This is a genomic window from Kushneria sp. AK178 (assembly GCF_053903105.1).
Window position 1 is genome coordinate 1,502,707 of record NZ_CP096381.1, and the last position, 22,565, is coordinate 1,525,271.

Genomic DNA, 22,565 nt, shown 5'->3' on the forward strand with positions numbered 1-22,565 from the left:
TGTTTTCAACCATCCAGGGTTTCCCATGGTGCATCGGTATTACGATAGTGGAATCAATCGTCGCCCATGGCCAGCAGCGAAGCATTGCCCCCCAGGGCGGCCGTATTGATCGTCCGCGTTTTTTCGTTGGCAAAGCGCAGCAGGTAGTGAGGGCCGCCCGCCTTGGGGCCGGTGCCTGAAAACCCCTGGCCGCCAAAGGGCTGGACACCCACCACGGCGCCAATGATATTACGATTGACGTAGACATTGCCGACCCGGATACGACGTGCCACGCGATTGGCAAAGGTCTCGTTGCGGCTGTGCACGCCAAAGGTCAGGCCATAGCCGCGTTCGTTGATGGTATCGATGACCGTATCGATCTCGCTGGCCTTGAAGGTGGCGACATGCAGGATGGGGCCGAACTGCTCGGTCTCCAGCGCATCGATGCCATCGATTTTAAACGCCGTCGGCGCAATGAAGGTGCCATTGGCGGCAACGGCCGGGTCGATGGCGGTCTCGGCAATCAGGCGGCCTTCGCCCCTGAGCCGATCGATATGCGCCTGCAGCCCCTGGCGGGCCTCTTCATCGATGACCGGCCCGACGTCGGTGGCAAGGCGGGTCGGGTCGCCGACGTTGAGCTCGGCCATCGCACCCTTGAGGGTGTCGATGACGCGCTCGGCGATGTCCTCCTGGACATACAGCACACGCAGCGCCGAGCAGCGCTGGCCGGCACTCTGGTAGCTCGAGGCCACCACATCCTTGACCACCTGTTCGGGCAGGGCGGTGGAGTCGACGATCATGGCATTCAAACCGCCGGTTTCGGCGACCAGCGTCGGCAGTGGGGCGTTGTCGCGTGCGGCCAGCGAGCGGTTGATCAGCTGCGCCGTCCCGGTCGAGCCGGTGAAGGCAACGCCGGTGATGCGTCGATCACTTGAGAGCACGGCGCCGACCGTGGCGCCATCGCCCGGCAGCAGCTGGACGACCTCGCGCGGCATGCCGGCCTCGTACAACAGCTCGATCACGCGATGGGCGATCAGCGAGGTCTGCTCGGCCGGCTTGGCCAGCACGGTATTGCCGGTGACGGCGGCCGCCATGGTCTGGCCGCAGAAGATGGCGATCGGGAAGTTCCACGGGCTGATGGTGGCAAAGACCCCCTTGCCCTGCATGATGAGCTCGTTGGACTCCCCGGTCGGCCCGGGCAGGACCGTGGGCGCCTCGAAGATGTCCCGCGCGTTGGCGGCGTAATAGCGACAGAAATCCACCGCCTCGCGCACTTCGGCCACGCCGTCGGGCAGCAGCTTGCCACCCTCCATGCAGCACAGGGCCATCAGCTCCGCCATGTGCTGCTCCATCAGATCGGCAAAGCGCTCCAGGATGGCGGCGCGCGTCTCGACCGGGGTGTCGTTCCAGTCCGGAAAGGCCTGCCAGGCCACCTCGATGGCGCGCGAGGTCTCGTCAGCGCTGGTCCAGCGCACTTTCCCAACGGTGCGCTGGTGATCCCAGGGGCAGCGGACGTCCTGGTGCTCGCCGCCGTTGTCCTCCAGCTCGAAGCCCACCAGCGGCCCGGCGCGGTAATGACGCTCGAGAAAGGGCGCCATGTCCTCGATCAACGGCCTGAACTGGCTTTCAATGTTGAGGTTGATGCCGCGGGCGTTGCGTCGACCGTCGGGATAGAGCTCGGCGGGCATCGGGATGTTGGGGTTGAAGTACTGCTCGATGCCGGTCAGGTTCTCGACCGGATGAACGCACAGGGACTCTACCGGCACGCGCGGGTCGACCAGCTGATGCACGAACGAGGAGTTGGCGCCGTTTTCCAGCAGGCGGCGCACCAGATAGGGCAGCAGATCCTTGTGGGCGCCGACCGGGGCGTAGATGCGACACCAGGTGCCTTGCGGGGCCTGCTTGAGGGCCGCTTCATACAGGGCCTCGCCCATGCCGTGCAGGCGCTGGAATTCGAAGGGGCGCTCGCTCTGGCGGGCCAGATCGATAATGGTCGAAATGGTATGGGCGTTGTGGGTAGCAAACTGCGGGAAGAGACGTCCCCGGGTGTTGTCGGACAGCAGGTAGGTCGCGCAGGCCAGATAGGAGACATCCGTGCAGGCCTTGCGGGTGAAGACCGGATAGCCATCGATACCGAGCTGCTGGGACTCCTTGATTTCGCTGTCCCAGTAGGCGCCCTTGACCAGACGCACCGGGATTTCATCGTTTTGTGCATCCGCGATGCGTGTCAGCCAATGAAGCGCCGGCAGGGCGCGCTTGGAGTAGGCCTGGATGACCAGGCCGAATTTGCCCCAGCCCTGACAGACGCTGGAGGTATACACCGCCCGGAACACCTGCAGCGACAGCTCGAGGCGATCCACCTCTTCGGCATCAATGGTCAGGGCCACATCCAGGCCACGCGCCAGCTCGACCAGCTGCTGTACGGTGGCGACCAGCTCCTCGAGGATCTGCTCGCGCCGGCCGAACTCGTAGCGGGGATGCAGCGCCGAGAGTTTGATGGAGATCGACGGCGCCGGCGTATCGGAAGAAAGCTTCTGGCTGGTTTTGCCCACGGCGCGAATGGCGCTGGCGTAATCATCAAAATAGCGTTTGGCATCCTGTCGGGTCAGCGCGGCTTCCCCCAGCATGTCGTAGGAGTAGGTGTAGCCCTTGTCGAACTGCGGCTTCGAGCGCTTGAGCGCCTCGTCGATATCCCGGCCCAGCACGAACTGGCGACCCATCACCTTCATCGCCTGGCGCATGGCCTGACGAATGACCGGCTCGCCCATGCGATTGACCATGCGATTGATGAAACCGGCCGGGCGACCGTCCTGCGGCTGGTCCAGCTTGATCACGCGGCCGGTGGTCAAAAGCCCCCAGGTCGAGGCGTTGACGAACCAGGACTCGCTTTGACCCGCGTATTTTTCCCATTCTCCGACGCTGAGACGGTCCTCGATGAGCGCATCGGTGGTCGCGCTGTCGGGGACACGCAGCAGCGCTTCCGCCAGACACATCAGCATCAGACCTTCCTGAGTGCCCAGGCTGTACTGCTGCAAAAGCTCATCGATGGAGTCCGAAGCGGTATCCATGGCACGCACTTCGCGCACCAGCGCCGCTGTACTGTCGGCGATGCGTCTGAAATCGGCGTCGTCGGTCTGCAGCAGTGCGATGAATTCCCGCACCAGGTCATTTTCATCAACGATGTAGTGCGCGCTGAGGCGATCAAAAAGAGCGTCAGGTGTCTGCTGCCAGGTGCCGGCATCGAGTATTTGTTGGCTGTTGAGCATGTTGAAGTTCCTTGCCGCAGGGGACGGCCAGCATCGGGTCAACACGCATGAACAGGCGGCGTGTCGATGGCTGGCGATGACAAAGGGATGGCCACTGTCTTGACTTTAGGGCGCCGCACTCGGCGTCGTCTTGTCGATTTGCCGGGAAGGATTGTCAGATTGACGGAAGTTGCGCTGACCTGTCGATGACGCAAAAGGACAGGCATTTCGGCAATACGTCTTTGGTCCTACTTGAGCAATAAGGCACAACAAACCGGGGCCATGGGTCTACGGTTCAGGGGGCGGCGCTCTGGCGCAGGGCGCCGGGGGAGTGGCCGAAGTGGCGCCGGAAGGCATGGGACAGGGCGCTTTGATTGGCAAAGCCCGAACGCTGGGCAATGTCGATCAGGGGCAGGCGGGACTCCAGCAGCAGTTTGCGGGCCGCGTTGAGGCGCTTGCGCAGGATGTACTGATAGGGCGGCAGTCCTGTGCGGATGCGAAACAGCTCGCTGAAATGGGCGCTGGACAGATGCGCCAGCCCGGCCAGATCCTCGACGCGGATGCCCCGGGCCAGATGCTGGTCGATGTAGTGATCCAGCATGGCCAGATCGAGCCGCGACTGTGGCGTTGTCTGCCGGTCGAGCAGGCGGTGGGAGAGCATCGACAGCAGGGTGGTGATCAACAAATCGCGATCGACGTCCGGCTGATGCGTGATCTCCTCCACCATGAAGGTGATGTAGGCGCGGGCAGCGCTGTCGAGCGCAAAGTGAAACGGCCGGGAAAACAGCTGAAAGTGGTGTCGATAGGCGCCGGAAAGGCCCGGCGCATCGTCAAAGAGATCCAGCAGCAGCTGGGAGTTGTCACCGATACCGCGGTAACGGTGCTCCCGGTCTCCCGGGATGGTGCAGCCGTGATAGGGCGCGATGTGCAGGGGGCGGCCATCGATGATGATTTCGGCTTCACCCGCCAGGCCGATCACGATCTGGTGAAACGGATGGGCGTGCGCCTGACTGCTCTCCTCCAGCGGCGCCCGGCGAATGACATTGGTACTGGTCAGCGCAATGGTCATGGCAGTTTGATACCCGGACAGGGCGCGCGCATCGACCCGGTCAAAAGGCGCGCCGGTCATCGAGCGACAGCCGCGCCGTCAGGTGCTGGCGCAGCGCGCGAATCTCCTCAAGGCCGGTTCCCGAAAACAGGGCGCCGCCCTGCTCGAAGCGCCAGGGCTGACCGTACTCATCCATGATGACCTGGCAGCGTCGGCGCACGTTTTCCAGGTAGGGGTCATGGCGGATCGGGTAGCCGATAATGGTATGCCAGCGCGCCTCGGAAACGCGGTTTTCCAGCGTCTCGTCAAGCAGGGTCAGCAGATCGTCGGCGCTGGTGCGGTAGCGCGGGGTGCGCGACAGGATCAGGGCCGTGACCATGAAACCGCAGATCAGCAGACAGACGGCAAAGGTCAGCAAAAAGGTAGCCATGGGCGTCATCGGTTGCCGGATCAAAACGCCATTCTAGCATGTCCCGCGCCGGGACCGAGAGCCTCAGCGCCCGGGCGGCAGGTCGTTGACGGCGGCTTCGCGGCTGCGCCGAATGCGCTTGAGCCACAGCTGCCTGGCGTGATGCCGAAGATTGGAGACATCATCGGTTTCATCGACGATGTCCTGGCCCAGGATGGTTTCGAGGATATCTTCCATGGTCAGCACGCCCACCCAGGTGCCGTGGTCGTCATACACCACACACATATGATGGTGGTCATTAAGCATGCGGATGAATACCTGTTCGGCGCTGTCAGTGTCGTTGATCGACTCGATGGGATGCATGATCGATGACAGGGTGGCCTCATCAAGAGCGTGATAGGCATCCATCTTGTGGACATAACCGATGGTCTGCTCCGGCGGCGTCATGACAGGGTAGCGCGTAAAGGGCAGGTCACCGTATTCGCCATCAAATTCGGTCACGGTCATGTCGGGAGTTGCGGTGATGCAGACCGTGCGTGGCGTCATGATGCTGCGCACCTGGATATCGTGCAGGTTGAGGATATTGACGATGGTCCGGCTTTCATCGGTATCCACCACGCCGCGCTCCTGTCCCAGCCTTGCCAGTGCCTTGATCTCTTCGCGGACATCGACATCATCTTCCTTGCCGCCGCCGATGCGGCGCGTAATCTGCTCCGAAAGCCAGATAAAGGGCAGCAGCACCCAGATCAGCCCCTTGAGCGTGGGTGCCAGAATCGGTGCCAGCTCTCGCCAGTAACGTGCCCCAATGGTCTTGGGCAGGATTTCCGACAGCACCAGAATCAGAAGCGTCATGATGGCCGAGGCCACGCCGATCCAGGTTTCGCCGAAAACGACGGACACCTGCGCACCCACGCCCGTTGCGCCGGCCGTATGGGCGATGGTGTTGAGGGTCAGAATGGCGGCCAGCGGCCGGTCAACATTGTCCTTGAGCTGGCTCAGGGCGCGGTGCAGTGCCGGCCGCGATTCCTGCAGGCGGGCAATATGGCTGGGTGTCAGGGATAACAGGGCGGCTTCAAGTACCGAGCAGACAAAGGAAATACCTATGGCGCCCAGGGCAGAAACAATCAGAAGGATCATGGGGGGCTCAGCATTGTGTTGAGGCGGCCATTAATGACACTTCTGCGAGCGCGGTTGATTAAAAAAGGGTTAAAGGAACAGAAAATATGTTACGAAATGTAATTATTCATTTTGGCCCAGGGTACCTGTTTTAGCGGCATGAGACGCACCGTTGGCAACAGATGTCGCTATTTGGCGACAGACGTGAAGAATATTTAATAAATCTTTTTTCGAATTAAATAAAATGATCACAAAAGTGGCGTCTTTTAAGACTTTAGCGCCGGGGCACGGTGAGTATAATTCCAGCCGTCATCAATTGATTAACCCATGTAATGCTAAAAGGCTTACGCGTTCGGCATGCAATCCCTTGACTCACTGGAGCTGGCCATTCTGACGCGCCTGCTCAATACAGGCCGATACCAGCGTGTCCGTGTCAAGGCCATCGAATTTGGTGTGCCGGATGTCGAGTTTGCCCGCGCCATACGCTATCTCGATAAAAGAGGGCTGATTGACGCGGTCTGGCAGCATCAGAGCGCGCCTCGGCTGTGGTGTCGCCTGTTGCGACGTCCCTGCTTTGATCAATGCTGCGGACGCATTACCGAGCACGGGCTAAACGTGATCATGACCGGCTAGGATGAGCTGTTCTGTATGTGATCACTTCCAACAAGGCTTCAAAACCGTCACGGGGCAGGAGAACCAGCGTATCCTTGAGCTGCTACAAAGGGGTCGTCAGGACCGGGCGCGGCATCTGATGTGGTGCTTGCAGGCATAAAAAAACCGCCACAACGAGGTGGCGGCCATGCAAGGAACAGTTAAGCCAGACGCATTCCTCAGCGACTGAAGAAGAACGTCCTGCCTACTATGACCATCGTGTTGACGGTTTGATCCCCGAAATCGAAAATTTTTTATTCGATGGCCTTTTGCCATTCAAACAGCGCCCCGGGGCAGGCCGCTTGTGTTTGCGGTCGGAGGCTTTTATGATGAGCGCCATGCGGGTATAGCTCAGTTGGTAGAGCGTCAGCTTCCCAAGCTGAATGTCGTGGGTTCGAGTCCCATTGCCCGCTCCAGTGCCCCCGCCTTCCATATCTCCCTTGATACATCACGAGTACTTTCAGCAGCGCTGTTCGCACTGCAGGTCTCCTGTTTGTCGCGATGCCTGTGCTCCGTGTCTGCCCGGCCGTTACGGGTCATCCCCGACTGAAAAAGTGAAGTACCCGATTGACACCCAGACTGTCGGACCAGGCGGCCGGCGTGTACATCGTGGCGATGAACATCTGATCATCGCTGCCCACGTATTGCTCGAGATCGGCCAGAAGGTAATCCGGTGTGGCCGGGGTTCTGACCAGCCAGGTTGTCTCGAAAACATGCAGACTGTCCGGGTAGCGCGCCAGCGCTTCCATCAGATGATGGTACGCCTGGTATGGATGGGTCAGGTGACAGGTGATCATGTAGTCAGCCATGCAGGGCTCCATCGACTCTTCGATCAGGGGACTGCCGGAGATTTACTCCGGCAGCAGGAGGCGGTGTGGCTGTCGGCCCGGGCGAGCGGGCAGAACAGAGGAGTTGGCAGATGGCAGGAAGGTCAGCCGCCCGGTCCCGTGTCCATGCCGTGCTGTGCCATGGCCGGGCCCAGCCTGAGTTCGGCATTTAAATCGCGCAGGGCCGTGCGCAGACCTTCTTCGAGACAGGGGTGATAGAAGGGCATTTCCAGCATTCTGGCCACCGTCATGCGCTGCTGGTGGCACCAGGCGAGCAGGTGCGCCAGGTGCTCCGCCCGGGGGCCCAGCATTTCGGCGCCCAGAAAAAGCCCCGATCCCTGCTCGGCATACACCCGCAGCAGGCCATGATTTTGTCGCATGATACGGGCGCGCCCCTGGTCGCTGAAATCGACCTCGCCCGTGGCATAGCTGTCGCGGGGGCGCTGTTCGATTTCGGCCCACGTCAGACCGGCCTGCGCAATCTGCGGTTCGGTGAAGACCACGGTCAGCATCGAGCGGCGCTGACCGGCCCGCAGGTCTGGATGGCGCCCGGCATTGTCACCGGCGATGCGTCCTTCATCGGACGCCTCATGCAGTAGCGGCAGTGCGGCATTGGCATCGCCGGCGATAAAGATGGAGGCGGGGGTGCCGTCCCTGCGCTGACACTGCAGGGTATAGCGATCAAATACCGGCAGCCCTTCTTCCACGCGCAGATCGGCGCGGTCGATCTCCAGCCCTTCGAGATTGGGCGGCCGGCCGGTGGCTGCCAGCAGGTAGTCGAAGCGTTCGGTGATCTCACGTTCACTGTCGCGCTCGACAAAGGTCACTTCGACATGGTCATCGACCCGCGCCACGTGTTGCGTTTGTGCCGACGGGTCGAGAGGAAATTCGCGGTTGAAGAGCTCATCGGCCCGTTCAAGCAGGGCGGGGTCGCTGATCGGGCCGATGGCGCCGCCCACGCCGAACATGCGAACGCGCACGCCCAGTCTCGACAGCGCCTGTCCCAGCTCCAGGCCCACTACCCCGGGGCCGAAAACGGCGATCGATTCGGGCAGGTCGTCCCAATAAAAGAGATCGTTGTTGGTAATCAGGCGATCTCCGGCCGCCTCGAGAAAGTCCGGGTAGTCGGGGCTTGAACCGGTGGCAATGACGATTCGCTCGGCGTGAATACGGGTATGGTCGTCCACGATCAGGCTGGTGGCGCTTTCAAATACGGCATGGCCGCGAAGGCGATGTTCGCTGTCGATGCTGTCCACCGAGTCGAGAACGCCGTCAACGAAGTGGTCGCGCTCACGCTTGACCCGCGCCATGACATCGCGACCGTTGATGTGGATGGCGCCGTCGACATGAATGCCGAAGGCGCTGGCATCATGTAGTTGATGGGCCGTTTCGGCGGCGGCGATCAGCAGCTTGCTGGGCATGCATCCCACCCGCGCGCAGGTGGTGCCGTAGGGGCCGCCCTCGATCATGATCACGCTGTCGGTGTGCGCGCGGGCCGCGTTATAGGCGCCAAGACCGGCGCTTCCTGCGCCGATGATGGCAACGTCTACACGTCGTTCCTGCATGTAGAGAGACTCCGGTATCAGGGCGTGCGGGTCGGTCGTGCACACACGAAAACGGCCACCCGAGGGTGGCCGTTGTGATCATCTCGATCGCGGATCGATCAGGCCGCAGCGGCCTGATCAAGATGCGCCTTGAGATCTTCGGCACCGCCAATATGGCGGCCATCGATCCAGACCTGCGGAACGGTCGCATGGCCGGTCATGGCGCGCAGGGAGCGGCTGGTGATGTCGCGATTGCCGATGGAGATGTCCTCGTAGGCAATACGGTTATCCGCCAGCGCCTGCTTGGCGCGTGCACAGTGTGGGCAGCCGGGCTTGCTGATAATGGTAGCAAAGCTCGGACGATCTGCCTTCGGATTCAGGTAGTCGAGCATGGTGTCGGCGTCGGACACCTCGAAGGGGTCGCCCGGCTTTTCCGGCTCGATGAACATCTTGTCGATCCTGCCGTCACGGACCACCATGGAATAGCGCCAGCTGCGCTTGCCAAAGCCCAGATCGGTCTTGTCCACCAGCATGCCCATGCCTTCGGTAAAGTCGCCGTTGCCATCGGCCAGCAGGGTCAGATGCTCGGCTTCCTGATGTTCACCCCAGGCTTCCATGACGAAGGCGTCGTTAACGGACAGGCAGATGATTTCATCCACGCCGTTGGCGAAAAGCTGCTCTGCCAGCTCGTTGTAGCGCGGCAGGTGGGTAGAGGAGCAGGTGGGAGTGTAGGCGCCCGGAAGGGAAAAGACGGCCACGGTGCGGTTGGCGAAAATGTCCTTGGTCTGAACGTCGATCAGATCACCGCCCTGACGCTGTTTAAGCGTGACTTCCGGGACGTGTTGCCCTTCACGATTCTGCAGTTCCATCATTTGCTCCATATATTATTGAAATACTGCGATGTCGAACACCGCTGCCAGAAAACACTTTTCAGTATATGGCTTCAGGGAGCATCACGATATTTGAATAAGACAAAGGTCGTAATAGGAAAGGATAATTGGAAAGAAATATCTAATTTATCCAGGCGAGTCGGCAGGACGCATGACTACCGGTAGGCGTAATGAATGCGCTCCTGTTTGCGCGGGCCTTCGACCGTCCAGGTCAGATCGAAGCCATCATCGTTCATGATCAGCTCCCCGCTGTAAAGATCCCTGACGCACAGGTGCGGAGAAAGACTCATCAGCCGGTTGTCCTCGACCACCACCAGTGGAAACAGAAAGACGGCATCTTCCGGGCCGCGACGCTCGTGATAGAGCTCGACACGATCCTCCACGACTTCGAAACGATAGACGTTGCTGAAGGCAAGCGTGCGTCCGTTGGCGTGGGTGAAGCGGCCCTTTTCATGAAATCGCAGCACGGGATGGTCATCGCTGACACTAACCTCGCCGACACCGCGACCGGCCCAGTCGCTGGACGACCGCGGCCCGGGCGAGGCCGTAAAGGTAAGTTGCCGGGTTGCCCTGAGACGCTCGGTCAGGCGTATAATCGTTGTTAACCTTGAAAATCTATCTGGTTGACTAAGCATATGGGCTATCTACTCGGGGTCACGCTCTTGTGGTCCTTCTCGTTCAGTCTGATCGGTGTGTATCTGGCCGGTCAGGTGGACAGCTATTTTGCCGTATTAACGCGCGTCTCGCTTGCCTGTCTGGTCTTTCTGCCCTGGCTTCGTCCGCGACTGCTGGACCGGCGTCGAACGGTCGGGCTGATGGGGGTAGGGGCCGTACAGCTGGGGCTGATGTATGTGTGCTATTACCAGTCCTTTGTGCTGCTCAGCGTGCCCGAGATTCTGCTGTTCACCATCTTTACCCCGATCTACATCGCCTTGCTGGATAATCTTCTTTGCCGCCGACTGGACCCCTTCCAGCTGGCGATGGCGGCGCTGGCCGTGCTGGGCGCGGCGCTGATCCGCTATCAGAGCGTCGGCGACGCCTTCTGGACCGGCTTTTTCATGGTGCAGGGCGCCAATCTGTGCTTTGCCATCGGGCAGGTCGGCTATCGACACCTCATGCGCGGCGTCGAGGGCAGCTTTCCGGCGCTCAACGTCTTTGGCTGGTTCTTCCTCGGGGCGCTTGCGGTCGCGCTGCCGGCCTGGTGGTGGCTGGGAGATGCCACGCATCTGCCCACAACATCAGTACAGTGGGGCGTGCTGGCGTGGCTGGGCATGGTGGCCTCGGGCGTGGGCTATTTTCTGTGGAATCAGGGCGCCCGGCGTGTGGATGCCGCCACGCTTGCGGTGATGAACAATCTTTTGATTCCGGCCGGACTGCTGGTCAATCTGGCGATCTGGAACCGTGACGCGGACCTGTCCCGGATTGCCCTGGGCGGTGCTGTCATGCTGCTGGCCCTGGTGGGCAGCGAGTGGTGGCGACGCCGTACCCTGGCCTCGGCCAACGGCGCGGCTGAATTTTCCTGAGGCGCGGTTTACCCCCCGGCAGGGCGGGACGCATAATGCCGCCTCGATGAAACAGTCTGGACAGGGCATGACACAGTTCAACCGGGTAGGGTTGGTGGGGCGACCTGACAGCGACATGGTCGTTGAAACGCTGGAGCGTCTGACGGTATTTCTGGAATCGCGCGGGCTTGACGTGTACTTCGAGGCCGAAACGGCCAGAACCTGCATGATCCGACAGGAGACAGGCATTTCGCTGGAGGAGATCGGCCGGCACTGCGATCTGGCCATTGTGGTAGGCGGCGACGGCAGTCTGCTTGGCGCCGGACGCATGCTGTGTCGCTTCAATACACCGGTACTGGGTGTCAATCGCGGCCGGCTGGGCTTTCTGACCGACATCACGCCCGATGAGGTCGAGCATCGCATCGACGAGGTGCTCAACGGCCACTATGAAGTCGAGCGGCGCTTTCTGCTGGATACCGAGGTCAGGCGGGATGGCGTCGTCATCGGGTCGGCCTGCAGTCTCAACGATGTTGTGCTCCATCCGGCCGCTGCCGTGCGCATGATCGAGTTCGAGCTCTATATCGATCGACAGTTCGTCTATCGCCAGCGTTCGGATGGGCTGATCGTGGCGACCCCCACCGGGTCCACGGCCTATGCGCTCTCCGGCGGTGGTCCCATTTTGCATCCACGCCTCGAGGCCATCGTGCTGGTGCCGATGTTCCCGCATACCCTGTCGAGCCGACCCATCGTGGTCGATGCCGCCAGTGATATCCTTCTGGAGGTGGTGGACAGTCACGATGCCGAGCTGCAGGTCAGCTGCGACGGTCAGATGAAGGTGGTAGTACAGCCCGGCGATCAGATCTCCATTCGACGCAAGCCCGAATATCTGAAGCTGCTTCACCCGCCGGGATACAGCTATTTCGAGGCCTGCCGCAGCAAGCTGGGCTGGAGCAGTGGTCTTGTCGGTTGAGACAGCATGCGACAGGCCCACTCCGGGGCCCGGCGAAGGCTTCGACCTGATTGGCGATGTCCACGGCTGCGGCGACATGCTCGAGTGTCTGCTGGAAAGGATGGGATATCAAAAGCGCGGCGGGGTCTACGCGCACGCCTCCCGCCGCGCCATCTTTCTGGGCGATCTGATCGACCGTGGCCCTCACGTCCAGAAGGCGCTGGAGATCGTGCGCACCATGGTGGATGCCGGCACCGCACTGGTGGTGATGGGCAACCATGAAGCGCATGCGCTCAAACAGTGTCTGGGACAGGGCGGCCGCAGCTTTACCATGCCGCGCGTGGGCGGCCGCAGCGAGCGGGTCATGTATGAGACGCTGGCCCAGTTCGAGCGTGCCCCCACCCTGTGGGCGTCGTATCTGGAATGGTTTCTCGAGATGCCGCTGTGTCTCGAGTTCGAGCACTTTCGCGTGGCGCATGCCTGCTGGGATGAATCGCTGTTGCGCCCCTTTCTGAACGACCGTCCGGATGGGCGGATCGACCGGCATTTTCTGGCAGCGGCCAGCATTCAGGGCAGCCCCGAACACCGCGTGCTCGATCGCACCACGCGGGGGACGCAGCTTCGCCTGCCCGAGGGCAGGGTGATTCATTCGATGGACGGCACCCGGCGCAGCGTATTTCGCACGCATTTCTGGGCCCGTTCGCCGCAGACCCATGGGGATGTCGTCTTTCAGCCCGACCCGTTACCGCCCGAACTCGATGGCCGGGCGCTCAGCGACGAGCAGCGACGCCGGCTGGTATATTATCCGCGTTCACAGCGGCCGCTGTTTGTCGGCCATTACTGGTGCGAAGGGATTCCGAGCCTGCCGGCTGCCAATATCGCCTGTCTGGATTATAGTGCGGTCAGGGGCGGGCGGCTGGTCGCTTATCGCTTCGACGGTGAAGCCACCCTGGAGGCCGGTCGGTTTTGCTGGGTCAGCGCCGACACGTGAGATCATGAAAGCGACCATGCAATACAATCCGGAATTTTTTGACCGTGCCCGGAACTTTTGAGATACGGCGTCGTCAGAGTAAGTGTTCCCTTGAATGATCCCTTGCTCTTGTCCGGCGGACCCTCTCCGCCGGACTTCTTTTTTTGTGCCGGCGTCACCCTTCGAACCATGAGCATGACCGGCTGGCAGGTTCCAGCCTAAAATGGAGTCAGCATGCCTCAGGCGCTGCGTTTTCCTCTTGATGCCGACATTGATGAACTGCGTCATGCCCTCTGGAAACATCGCATCGGCCATCACTATTCGCGTGATCAGGAAGGTCAGGTGATCTGGCTGATCGAGGATGTTCAGCTGGAAAAGGCACGCGAGCTGATCGACCGGTGGCGACAGGGCGAGCCCATGGCGCTGGATGAATCCCCCGAACCGGTGGCACGCGCCGGATCCATCAGCGGCGCGCTGCGCTCGGCGCCGATCACGACGCTGCTGATTGTCATGTGCCTGGCCGTCTTTGGCTGGCAGGGCATCGATGATATTCAGGCGCTGACGGCGCTGGCCATCGCCCCCATTGCCATTGAAGGCCAGCAGCTCTACGCCGCCACGCTCGGGTACGCCCTGTCTCAGGCGGAAGTCTGGCGGCTGTTCTCGCCGGCCTTTTTGCATTTCAGTCTGATGCATCTGGTCTTCAACCTGCTCTGGCTCTGGTATTTTGGCCGTCAGGTCGAAGTCCTGCAGGGGCGCTGGCGGCTGCTGGCACTTTTGACCTCGGCCATGCTGGTCTCCAATCTGGCCCAGTACGCCACCGGTACGGTGCTTTTCGGCGGCATGTCCGGGGTGGTCTATGCGCTGGTCGGCTTTGTCTGGCTCTATTCGCGCCTGGTGCCCAACAGCGGCTTCCAGTTTCCCACCATGCTGATGGTGTTCATGGTGGGGTGGCTGGTGCTGTGCATGACCCCGGCTGCCGGCTGGATCGGGTTTGGCAATGTGGCCAACGAGGCCCACCTGGGCGGGCTGTTGCTGGGGCTGGCGGCCGGGCTTCTGGGCTCGCGCTTTCATCCGCGACGGGCAGCGCCCAATGACAGACACGAGGATATCGACGGGTAACCCATGAGCGACATGAATTTCGAGCGCATGATCGAGCAGCTCACGCCGCAGATGTATGAAGGCCTCAAGCGCGGCGTGGAGCTGGGCAAATGGCCGGACGGCCGGGCGCTGACCCCGGAACAGCGCGAGCTGTGTCTCGAGGCCATTCTGCGCTTTGAGGCGACCCACAACGTGGCCCCCGAGCAGCGCACCGGCCACATCGACCGTCACGGCTGCGGCAGCGACGAGCACGGTGAGGCCAAAGGCGACAGCATCAAATGGGTCAACTAGACCTCGAGCCTCTTCAAGGGATGCAGGCGCCTTCACAAGACTCGTTCGAGGGCGCCGGTGGGCTTGCCCGCATGGCGGTGACGGCCGATGCTGCGGGCCGTGCCCACTATGAGCTGCGCGTTGGTGAGCACCGTGAAGGGCTCAATGACTGGCTGGGCCACGATATCGCGCTGTCGTTTGGCGGGCGTATCGTCTGCGTCAACTGCCAGCGCCCGACGCGCAAGAGCTTCGGTCAGGGCCACTGCTACCCCTGCTTCAAGCGTCTGGCGCGCTGCGATACCTGCATGATGGCGCCCGAGCGCTGTCACTATTTTCAGGGCACTTGCCGTGAGCCCGAATGGGGCGAGCGCCACTGCTTTGCGCCTCATGTGGTATATCTGGCCGCCAGCTCCGGGGCCAAGGTCGGCATTACCAAACCCTCGCAGATGCCCACGCGCTGGCTGGATCAGGGCGCGGTGCAGGCGCTGCCGATCCTGTCGGTGGCGTCACGGCGTCAGGCGGGCATGGTGGAGGCGCTGTTTCGACAGGAGATCAGTGATCGCACCCACTGGCAGCGCATGCTCAAGGGCGAGACCGCCGATGTCGATCTCATCACCCTGCGCGATGATCTGATGGAAAGACTGGCGCCGGGACTGGCATCGCTCAGGGCGCAGTTCGCTGAAGACAACATCCAGATGCATGGCGAGCAGCGTGTCGCCCGGTTTGACTACCCGGTGCTGGCCTGGCCCGAGCGTGTCAGGGCCTTCAATCTGGACCGCACCCCGCAGGTCGAGGGCCGACTGATGGGGCTCAAGGGGCAGTACCTGATCCTCGACACCGGCGTCATCAACCTGCGCAAGTACACCGGCTATCAGGTCAGCGTGACCCTTTCGGCGCGATCATGAATTCGGAAGCTGACGCGTCGATGTCTGCCGGGGCTGGCGCTTGCGCTCCATCTGCGCCAGAAACCATGCCATGATGCGCCGATACAGTTCCGGCCCCAGCACGACATCCTCCACGCCGACATCCAGATTGGGATTGTCGTTGACCTCGATGACCACCACCCGGTCACCGCTCTGCTTGAGATCGACCCCATACAGGCCGTTGCCGATCAGGCGTGTCGCCTTGAGCGCGGTTTTGATCACCTTCTCGGGCGCCTTTGCCGGGTCGATGGTCTCGAAGCCGCCGCTGCGCACCCGAGCGCCGCTGTGGTCATAAATCTGCCAGTGACCGCGGGCCATGTAGTAGCGGCTGGCAAAGAGCACCTGGCCGTCCAGAATGCCGATGCGCCAGTCGTACTCGGTGGGCATCCACTCCTGTAGCAGCAAAAGCGCCGAGTCCTCGAACAGCCGTCGGGCTTCCTCAAGCAGCTGCGCCCTGGAACTGATCTTGACCACGCCGCGCGAGAAGGCGCCGTCCGGTATTTTCAGTACCTGCGGAAAGGTGAGGGTGTCGGCCAGCGTGTCGAGACGGTCCAGGTCGCTGCGATTGAGCAGATGCCCCCCGGGTGCCGGGACGTCGCGCGCGCGCAGCAGGGCGTGCAGATAGACCTTGTTGGTACAGCGCAGAATCGACTGAGGATCATCGATGACGACCAGACCCTCATGCTCGGCGCGGCGCGCCATGCGCCAGGTATGATGATCAAGCCGGGTGGTTTCGCGAATGAACAGGGCATCGAACTCGGCCAGCCGGCCTTCATCGCGTCGGGTGATCAGGCTGACATCAATGCCCATCGAGCGCCCGGCGCGGATAAACTGCTTGATGGCGCTCTTGTTGCTGGGTGGCATCGCCTCGGCCGGGTCGACCAGAATGGCCAGATCAAAGCGATAGCGTCGCCGGGCGGCCGGGGTGCGCCACACCTGGCGGGAGTGAGCGTTGAGCGCGCGGGCAAACCGCTCTTCTTCCTCCGGGGCCACGTCCCGAAGCGACAGGGCCCGAAGGCGTGCCAGCCGCCAGTCGCCGTGACGCCGGACCAGGCGTGCCTCCATGATCGGACAGGGCAGGTGGGCAAAGAGTCGGCGACCCAGTCTTGCCAGCGCGTCACTGCCGGTGTCGCCAAAGAAAAGCCGCAGATCGAGGCGCTCGCCCTGCAGGGCGCCACGCCGGTCGAGCTCGGCCATCATGGCATTGAGCCCGTCGAGCTGCAGATCGATCAGCGCCTTGCGCCCCAGCTGATTGAGCGTCTCCACGTCCGGTTGTACGCGCTGGCCGCGGGCCTGGGCCAGCAGCGACACGTAATAGCCGGTTTCCAGATAGTCGAGCCCGCTGCACAGATTGATAACGTGGGTCGCCCGGTCCTGATCTGTAGTTGCCTCCAGCGCCAGAAAGTCATCGGCGCTGATGATGTCATCGCTGGGATAGTAGGGGCGCCAGTCGCCGGGATGATCCACCACAATACGTAAACGTGACATGACGCTCTCCGCCACTCAGGGGCAATACGCGCATCATAGGTCGCCGTCGGACGTTGTGGAATAGGGTCAAACGCTCACGAGCGGCTGTCCTTTTGATCGGCATGGCGGGCATAGGCCCGTGCCGAGACGATGCTGGAGCTGCCGTGGATCACGATTGATGCCACCACCACCAGGGTGACCAGTGGCCAGACCATGTCGAGATCGGCCTTCTCGCGCACTTCCAGCGCATAGAGCAGGGCCGCCACGCCCAGCGGCCCGATCCAGCCCAGCCAGGCGGCGGTTCTGAAATCCCTGAACGGACCCAGCAGCGGCGACAGCAGCAAAAGGGCCGGCAGACGACGCAGGAGCACGATCAGCACGGCAGCCAGCAGGGCCGGCCAGCCCAGCGACAGCCACCCCTGCCAGGGCAGGACAAGACCCAGCAGGAAAAACACCGGAATGGTGAACAACCGCTCGAGCGTGGACTGCATCTCCTCCTGCTGCAGATCCTCGTTGTCAGTCACCGTATGAGACAGGCCCAGGTTGCCGATGAAAACGCCGATGATGGCGTTCATGCCGGCCAGGTGCAGGCCGAAGAGCAACAGCAGACTAAAGGCCAGCGCAAAGGGGAGCAGGGTGCTCTGGGACATCCAGCCGGCCCCGTTGGCCTTTTGCAGCGCTTTCCCGGCAGTCAGTCCAAGCACGTAGGCCAGCCCGGCACACAGCAGGTTCTCATAACCGACCGTGACCAGAAGCCAGTGCAGGCTCTCCAGCGGCGCGCCCCGGGTGAGACTCAGCCAGAGCGCCATCGCCAGCATGACCATGGGCGAGGCCAGGCCGTCGTTGATACCGGATTCGTAGGTAATGGTGTGACGCATGGGCGCGGGGATCAATCGCTGTGCCTGATCGCCCTGAACGACGGTGGCGGTGACGACCGGGTCGGTGGGGGTGAGTATCCAGGCCAGCAGAAAGGCCAGCGTCCAGCCGGTGGCCATGGTGATCTGGAGCAGTACGGTCGTGAACGCGGCCATCAAGACCATGCCACCGATGACGATGACCGCGAGCGGTCGCCGGTAGTCGTCAAGAAAGCGCCGTTCCATCTGCAGCGCTGCCGAACTCAGGGCCATGGCCATCGTGATCCGACAGGCCCACTCCATCAGCGTGGTGACATCATTCATCGAATCAAGCGACACCAGATGGGTGATCGGGCCCACCACGACGCCGGCCAGCAGGGCAAACTGGACCTCGGTGGCGTACCACTGGCGAATCTTTTTGATCATCAGGCCGTTGACAAGCCATAGACACGAAATGCAAACGGCAATGATCAGAACAGTGTGGGTCATGCAGGCAATACCGGCTCGGTTCAGGAAAGGCAGTGCGCCCCAGTGTAGTCAATACGTGAATTCTTCGGCCTGGATGCACCACACGGCAGGGTCGTGGCGGTGGGAAAATGATAGGATTGCGACCCTTTGAATCCTGACCGGGAGAAGATCGCATGGCTTTCACGCTGCGTGCAGCGGGGGGCAGGGACGCGGCAGCACTCAATGCCCTGGAGCGCACCTGTTTCGGTGACAACGAAGACAGTTTCAGCCCGTCGCAGCTGAAGTATCTGGTCACCAGGGCCAATGCTCAGACGCGTCTGGTCGTGGACGACAATGATGCCCTGATGGGGTACGGCACGCTGCTGTTCCGGCGCAACGAGAAACGGGCACGCCTTTACTCGTTTTGTCTGCATCCGGACGTGCGCGGCCAGGGGCTGGGGCAGCGGCTGCTGCTGGCGCTGGAAGCCGTGGCCCTGGCGCGAGGCTGCGAGAGCATCTACCTGGAGGTGCGGGCCGATAACCGTGCGGCCATCTCGCTGTATCGGCGCATGGGCTATGAGGTGCTGCACTGGATGGAGGATTATTACCACGATGGCTGCGCTGCCTGGAAAATGATCCGCTCGCTGGGCGAGCACGCCGATCCGGTGTCCTGATTGCCCGGGCGGATCTGAAGGCGTGCGCCCCAGGGTTGGTAGCAGCCACCTCGGGCGCTATGATCGGCGGTCCAGGTTTTTAAGGGAGTGTGGCATGTCAAGTCTTCCTCCGGATCCTGCCTCGGATCGTCGTGCACGCTCTCCCATCCATCGTGCCTTCTGGATCGTTCTGGCAGCGCTGTGTTTCGCCATCGGCATCGTGGGCATCTTTCTGCCCCTGCTGCCGGCCACCGATTTCATGCTGCTGGCGGTAATCTGTGCGTCGAAAGGGTCAAAGCGCTTCGAGCGCTGGATTCGGCGCAACCGCTTCGCGGGGCCGCTGATCCGGGCCTGGGAGGAGGAGCGTGCCATCCCCCTGCCGGCCAAGATCCTTTCGATCGCCATGATGTTTTTCAGCGCCTGGGTGATCTGGGTGCATACCGGTTTCAACTGGATCTTCTGGGGGCTTTTGATGGTACTGATGGTTGTGGGGACCTTTGTGGCCACGCGTCCCCTGCCTTCCGGAAAACCGCGTGTCCCGAATGAGTGATTCATGCGCTATCTCTGGATAGGCCTGGCCGGGCTGTGCTTTGCCCTCGGCGCGGTGGGGGTGGTCGTGCCGCTGTTGCCGACGACCCCCTTCATGCTGGCCGCCGTGGCGCTGGCCTCGAAGGGCTCGCCGCGGTTTGCCCGCTGGATTCGACAGCATCGGCTGGCAGGCCCCGCCATACAGCACTGGGAGCGCGAGCGCGCTATCTCGTCCCGCGCCAAGGCCGTTGCGGTGGCGACCCTGATCTTCAGCGCCGTGGTGATCTGGCTCACTATCCCGTCTCTGGCCGTGCGTATCGGGGTGACCGCCTTGCTAAGCGGCATCGGCCTCTGGCTCGTGACGCGCGCCACGCCCACCCGATAACGCCGACTCTGCCGGTGGTGGGCGCTTGCTTTGAGCCGGCAATGGCTTGCGGCGTACACTAGGGCCACGATGGATCACTTTCAGGAGCCCCTCATGGCCGAGCCGCAAGCCATTTATCTCAGCGATTACCGCCCCCCGGCCTACACCGTCGAGAAAACCGAGTTGACCTTTGATCTCGACGCCAGCGCCACGCGGGTGAGGGCGCGCCTTCATGTGCAGCGCCACCCCGAGCATGACGCGCAGGCACCACTGACGCTCTACGGTCATGGGCTCACCACCGAGCGCATTGCCATCGATGGTCAGGCGCTGCTGGAAAACGAATACCGCATTGAAGACGAACAGCTGGTGATCGACCGGGTGCCGGGCGCCTTTGTACTGGACACCGAGGTGGTCATTGACCCGGCGAACAACACCGCGCTGGAGGGGCTTTACGTCTCCGGGCCGATGTTTTGTACCCAGTGCGAGCCCGAGGGCTTTCGTCGCATTACCTGGTATCCCGACCGACCGGACGTGATGGCGGTGTTTACCACCACGGTCATCGGTGACCAAAAGCAACAGCCGGTGCTGCTCTCCAACGGCAACCCCGTTGAGCGCGGTGAGTTGCCCAATGGTCGTCACTTCGTCACCTGGGAGGACCCGCATCCCAAACCCTCCTATCTCTTTGCGCTGGTGGCCGGCTCGCTGGAGTGCGTACGCGACAGCTTCACCACCATGAGCGGGCGCGACGTGACGCTCGAGCTGTGGGTCGAGGCGCAGAATCTGGAGAAGACCGACTGGGCACTGGCCTCGCTCAAGCGCGCCATGGCGTGGGACGAAAAGGCCTACGGGCGCGAATACGATCTCGATCTGTTCATGATCGTGGCCGTGGATGACTTCAACATGGGCGCCATGGAGAACAAGGGGCTCAACATCTTCAACAGTGCGGCGGTGCTGGCCAACCCGCAGACCACCACGGACGCTGCCTTTCAGCGCATCGAAGGCATCGTGGCACACGAGTACTTCCACAACTGGTCGGGCAATCGCGTGACCTGCCGTGACTGGTTTCAGCTGGCGCTCAAGGAAGGCTTTACCGTCTTTCGCGATCAGAGCTTTTCATCTGATATCAACTCGGCGCCGGTCAAGCGCATCGAGGACGCCGCGCTGCTGCGCACCCTGCAGTTTGCCGAGGATGCCGGCCCCACAGCGCACCCGGTACGGCCCGACCATTTCATCGAGATCTCGAACTTCTACACCCTGACCATCTATGAGAAGGGGGCAGAGATCGTGCGCATGCTCAGCAATCTGCTGGGCGAGGAGACCTTCCGTCGCGGCAGCGATCTCTACTTCGAGCGCTTTGATGGCCGGGCAGTGCGGGTCGAGGACTTTGTCGATGTCATGGCCGAGGTGTCGGGTGAGGATCTGAGCCAGTTCATGCGCTGGTACGCCCAGGCAGGCACGCCGCAGCTCACCGCGCGCAGCGACTACGACGCCGAACAACGTCAGCTCACCCTGACCATCGATCAAAAGACACCGCCCACTCCGGGTCAGGAAGAGAAGCAGGCGCTGCACGTGCCGGTGCGCATGGGCCTGATCGCCCCCGACGGGCGTCCGGTCGATCTGGTCATCAACGGCGAATCCCACGGCACCGACACCGTGTTGCACCTGCGCGAGGGCGAGCAGCAGTGGGTGTTCGACAACGTTGACGAGGGCGCGGTGCCGTCGCTGCTGCGCGGTTTCTCGGCGCCGGTGCGCCTGGAATATCCCTGGTCGCGCGATGAGCTCTCGCATCTGATGCGCTTTGACGAGGATGGCTTCAACCGCTGGGACGCCACCCAGCGTCTGGCGCTGATCGCGATCGAAGAAATGATGGTGGCCCGCCAGCGCGGCGAGTCCATGACCCTGGATGCGCGCCTGATCGAGGCCTTTCGTCATCTGCTGAATGAACCCACCGATGATCGGGCGGTACTGGCCGAAATGCTGCGCCTGCCCAGCGAGGCGTGGATCGCCGAGCAGCAGAGCCGGGTGGATATCGATGCCATTCACGACGCCCGCCGCGCTGCCATCGAGCAGCTGGCGGACAATCTCTATGCCGAGTTCGAGAGTGTCTATCACGCCAGTCAGCTGTCGCAGGCGTACGCCCCCACGCCCGAGCAGATTGCCGCGCGCAGTCTCAAGAACGTGGCGCTCTCCTATCTGGTCGCCAACGGCGAGGTCGAGGCCCTCAACATGGCCCGCGCCCAGTACGAGGCCGATCACAACATGACGGACGTGCGCGCCGCGCTGACGCTGCTGGCCCACTCCGATCGCGCCGATCTGGGCGACCCGGCCATCCGCGCCTTCGGTGAGCGCTGGGCGCACGACTCGCTGGTGATGGACCAGTGGTTTGCCACCCAGGTCACGCGCCCGCAGGCGGATGCGCTGGAGCGCGTACGCTTTCTGATGAAGCATCCGGCCTTTTCGATCAAGAATCCCAACCGGGTGCGGGCGCTCATCGGTGCCTTTACCCAGCAGAATCGGGTCAATTTCCACCGCCTCGACGGGGAAGGTTACCGGCTGCTGGCGGATGTGGTGATCGAGCTCAATCGGCTCAACCCGGAAATTGCCGCGCGCATGATCGTGCCGCTGACGCGCTATCATCGCCTGGATGACAAGCGTCAGGCACTGATGCGCGGGGAGCTGGAGCGCATTCGACAGGAGTCGCTGTCGCGCAATCTCTATGAGGTGGTGGAGAAGGCGCTGGCCTGACGCCGGTGTCGCCTCACGCAAAACGGCGCCCGCAGGGGCTAATGCCAGTCAGTTAAGGTTTTCCCCCACCGGCTGACAATGCGATA

General features: G+C 62.1%; 21 protein-coding genes and 1 tRNA gene. 12 read left to right on the forward strand and 10 right to left on the reverse strand.

All coding sequences use genetic code 11. From position 1 onward, the window contains the following. Positions 1-53: 53 nt before the first annotated feature. From putA to M1D97_RS06710, 4 genes are all read right to left on the reverse strand, one after another. Entirely contained in the window at positions 54-3,245 is a 3,192-nt protein-coding gene (gene putA, locus M1D97_RS06695; protein WP_456269955.1) for a bifunctional proline dehydrogenase/L-glutamate gamma-semialdehyde dehydrogenase PutA, read from the reverse strand. A gap of 274 nt (positions 3,246-3,519) precedes the next feature. Then, on the reverse strand, positions 3,520-4,353 hold the full coding sequence (locus M1D97_RS06700; protein ID WP_456269956.1) for a helix-turn-helix domain-containing protein: 834 nt from the start codon (positions 4,351-4,353) through the stop codon (positions 3,520-3,522). Further along, complete coding sequence (locus M1D97_RS06705; protein WP_456269957.1) at positions 4,334-4,702, reverse strand: hypothetical protein; 369 nt, start codon at positions 4,700-4,702, stop codon at positions 4,334-4,336. Before M1D97_RS06705 ends, M1D97_RS06700 begins: the two co-directional genes overlap by 20 nt. 63 nt (positions 4,703-4,765) lie before the next feature. Continuing rightward, positions 4,766-5,818: a CNNM domain-containing protein gene (locus M1D97_RS06710; protein ID WP_456269958.1), complete on the reverse strand. Its 1,053-nt coding sequence runs from the start codon at positions 5,816-5,818 to the stop codon at positions 4,766-4,768. A gap of 336 nt (positions 5,819-6,154) precedes the next feature. On the opposite strand from M1D97_RS06710, the gene M1D97_RS06715 reads away from it, so the two are divergent. Then, a complete protein-coding gene (locus M1D97_RS06715; RefSeq protein WP_456269959.1) occupies positions 6,155-6,430 on the forward strand; it encodes a hypothetical protein in 276 nt (91 codons plus the stop codon). A 358-nt stretch (positions 6,431-6,788) separates the two neighbouring features. After that, positions 6,789-6,864: transfer RNA gene (locus tag M1D97_RS06720), tRNA-Gly, on the forward strand. Positions 6,865-6,984: 120 nt separating this feature from the next. Here M1D97_RS06720 and M1D97_RS06725 read toward each other — a convergent pair. From M1D97_RS06725 to M1D97_RS06740, 4 genes are all read right to left on the reverse strand, one after another. After that, positions 6,985-7,257, reverse strand: coding sequence for a hypothetical protein (locus tag M1D97_RS06725; protein WP_456269960.1), 273 nt, complete (start codon positions 7,255-7,257; stop codon positions 6,985-6,987). A gap of 122 nt (positions 7,258-7,379) precedes the next feature. Continuing rightward, positions 7,380-8,840: a dihydrolipoyl dehydrogenase gene (locus M1D97_RS06730; protein WP_456269961.1), complete on the reverse strand. Its 1,461-nt coding sequence runs from the start codon at positions 8,838-8,840 to the stop codon at positions 7,380-7,382. A 98-nt stretch (positions 8,841-8,938) separates the two neighbouring features. Further along, a complete protein-coding gene (locus M1D97_RS06735; protein ID WP_456269962.1) occupies positions 8,939-9,688 on the reverse strand; it encodes a glutathione peroxidase in 750 nt (249 codons plus the stop codon). Between the two features lie 176 nt (positions 9,689-9,864). Further along, entirely contained in the window at positions 9,865-10,176 is a 312-nt protein-coding gene (locus M1D97_RS06740) for a DUF6314 family protein (protein WP_456269963.1), read from the reverse strand. A 168-nt stretch (positions 10,177-10,344) separates the two neighbouring features. Between M1D97_RS06740 and M1D97_RS06745 the strand changes: the two genes are divergently transcribed. From M1D97_RS06745 to M1D97_RS06770, 6 genes are all read left to right on the forward strand, one after another. Beyond that, on the forward strand, positions 10,345-11,232 hold the full coding sequence (locus tag M1D97_RS06745) for a carboxylate/amino acid/amine transporter (protein WP_456269964.1): 888 nt from the start codon (positions 10,345-10,347) through the stop codon (positions 11,230-11,232). A gap of 67 nt (positions 11,233-11,299) precedes the next feature. Beyond that, positions 11,300-12,181, forward strand: a complete 882-nt coding sequence (locus M1D97_RS06750) for an NAD(+) kinase (RefSeq protein ID WP_456269965.1) — start codon at positions 11,300-11,302, stop codon at positions 12,179-12,181. Further along, positions 12,171-13,151, forward strand: coding sequence for a metallophosphoesterase (locus M1D97_RS06755; RefSeq protein ID WP_456269966.1), 981 nt, complete (start codon positions 12,171-12,173; stop codon positions 13,149-13,151). Before M1D97_RS06750 ends, M1D97_RS06755 begins: the two co-directional genes overlap by 11 nt. 213 nt (positions 13,152-13,364) lie before the next feature. Beyond that, complete coding sequence (locus M1D97_RS06760) at positions 13,365-14,249, forward strand: rhomboid family intramembrane serine protease (protein ID WP_456269967.1); 885 nt, start codon at positions 13,365-13,367, stop codon at positions 14,247-14,249. Between the two features lie 3 nt (positions 14,250-14,252). Continuing rightward, positions 14,253-14,519: a YeaC family protein gene (locus tag M1D97_RS06765; RefSeq protein WP_456269968.1), complete on the forward strand. Its 267-nt coding sequence runs from the start codon at positions 14,253-14,255 to the stop codon at positions 14,517-14,519. Continuing rightward, positions 14,507-15,403 (forward strand): DUF2797 domain-containing protein, encoded by an 897-nt coding sequence (locus tag M1D97_RS06770; RefSeq protein ID WP_456269969.1) that lies wholly within the window; start codon positions 14,507-14,509, stop codon positions 15,401-15,403. The genes M1D97_RS06765 and M1D97_RS06770 overlap by 13 nt, the downstream gene beginning before the upstream one ends. Here the strand turns inward: M1D97_RS06770 and M1D97_RS06775 are convergent. Further along, a complete protein-coding gene (locus M1D97_RS06775) occupies positions 15,398-16,909 on the reverse strand; it encodes a RimK family protein (RefSeq protein ID WP_456269970.1) in 1,512 nt (503 codons plus the stop codon). The two genes, M1D97_RS06770 and M1D97_RS06775, sit on opposite strands and share 6 nt — an antisense overlap. A gap of 74 nt (positions 16,910-16,983) precedes the next feature. Further along, positions 16,984-18,231 carry a cation:proton antiporter domain-containing protein gene (locus tag M1D97_RS06780; RefSeq protein ID WP_456269971.1) on the reverse strand — a complete coding sequence of 416 codons (1,248 nt, stop codon included), beginning with the start codon at positions 18,229-18,231 and terminating at the stop codon, positions 16,984-16,986. Positions 18,232-18,383: 152 nt separating this feature from the next. On the opposite strand from M1D97_RS06780, the gene M1D97_RS06785 reads away from it, so the two are divergent. The 4 genes from M1D97_RS06785 (at position 18,384) to pepN (ending at position 22,479) form a co-directional block, all read left to right on the forward strand. After that, complete coding sequence (locus M1D97_RS06785; RefSeq protein ID WP_456269972.1) at positions 18,384-18,863, forward strand: GNAT family N-acetyltransferase; 480 nt, start codon at positions 18,384-18,386, stop codon at positions 18,861-18,863. Between the two features lie 94 nt (positions 18,864-18,957). Further along, positions 18,958-19,392, forward strand: coding sequence for a YbaN family protein (locus M1D97_RS06790; RefSeq protein WP_456269973.1), 435 nt, complete (start codon positions 18,958-18,960; stop codon positions 19,390-19,392). 3 nt (positions 19,393-19,395) lie between these two features. Then, positions 19,396-19,755: a YbaN family protein gene (locus M1D97_RS06795; RefSeq protein WP_456269974.1), complete on the forward strand. Its 360-nt coding sequence runs from the start codon at positions 19,396-19,398 to the stop codon at positions 19,753-19,755. Positions 19,756-19,848: 93 nt separating this feature from the next. Further along, entirely contained in the window at positions 19,849-22,479 is a 2,631-nt protein-coding gene (gene pepN, locus M1D97_RS06800) for an aminopeptidase N (RefSeq protein ID WP_456269975.1), read from the forward strand. Positions 22,480-22,565 lie beyond the last annotated feature (86 nt).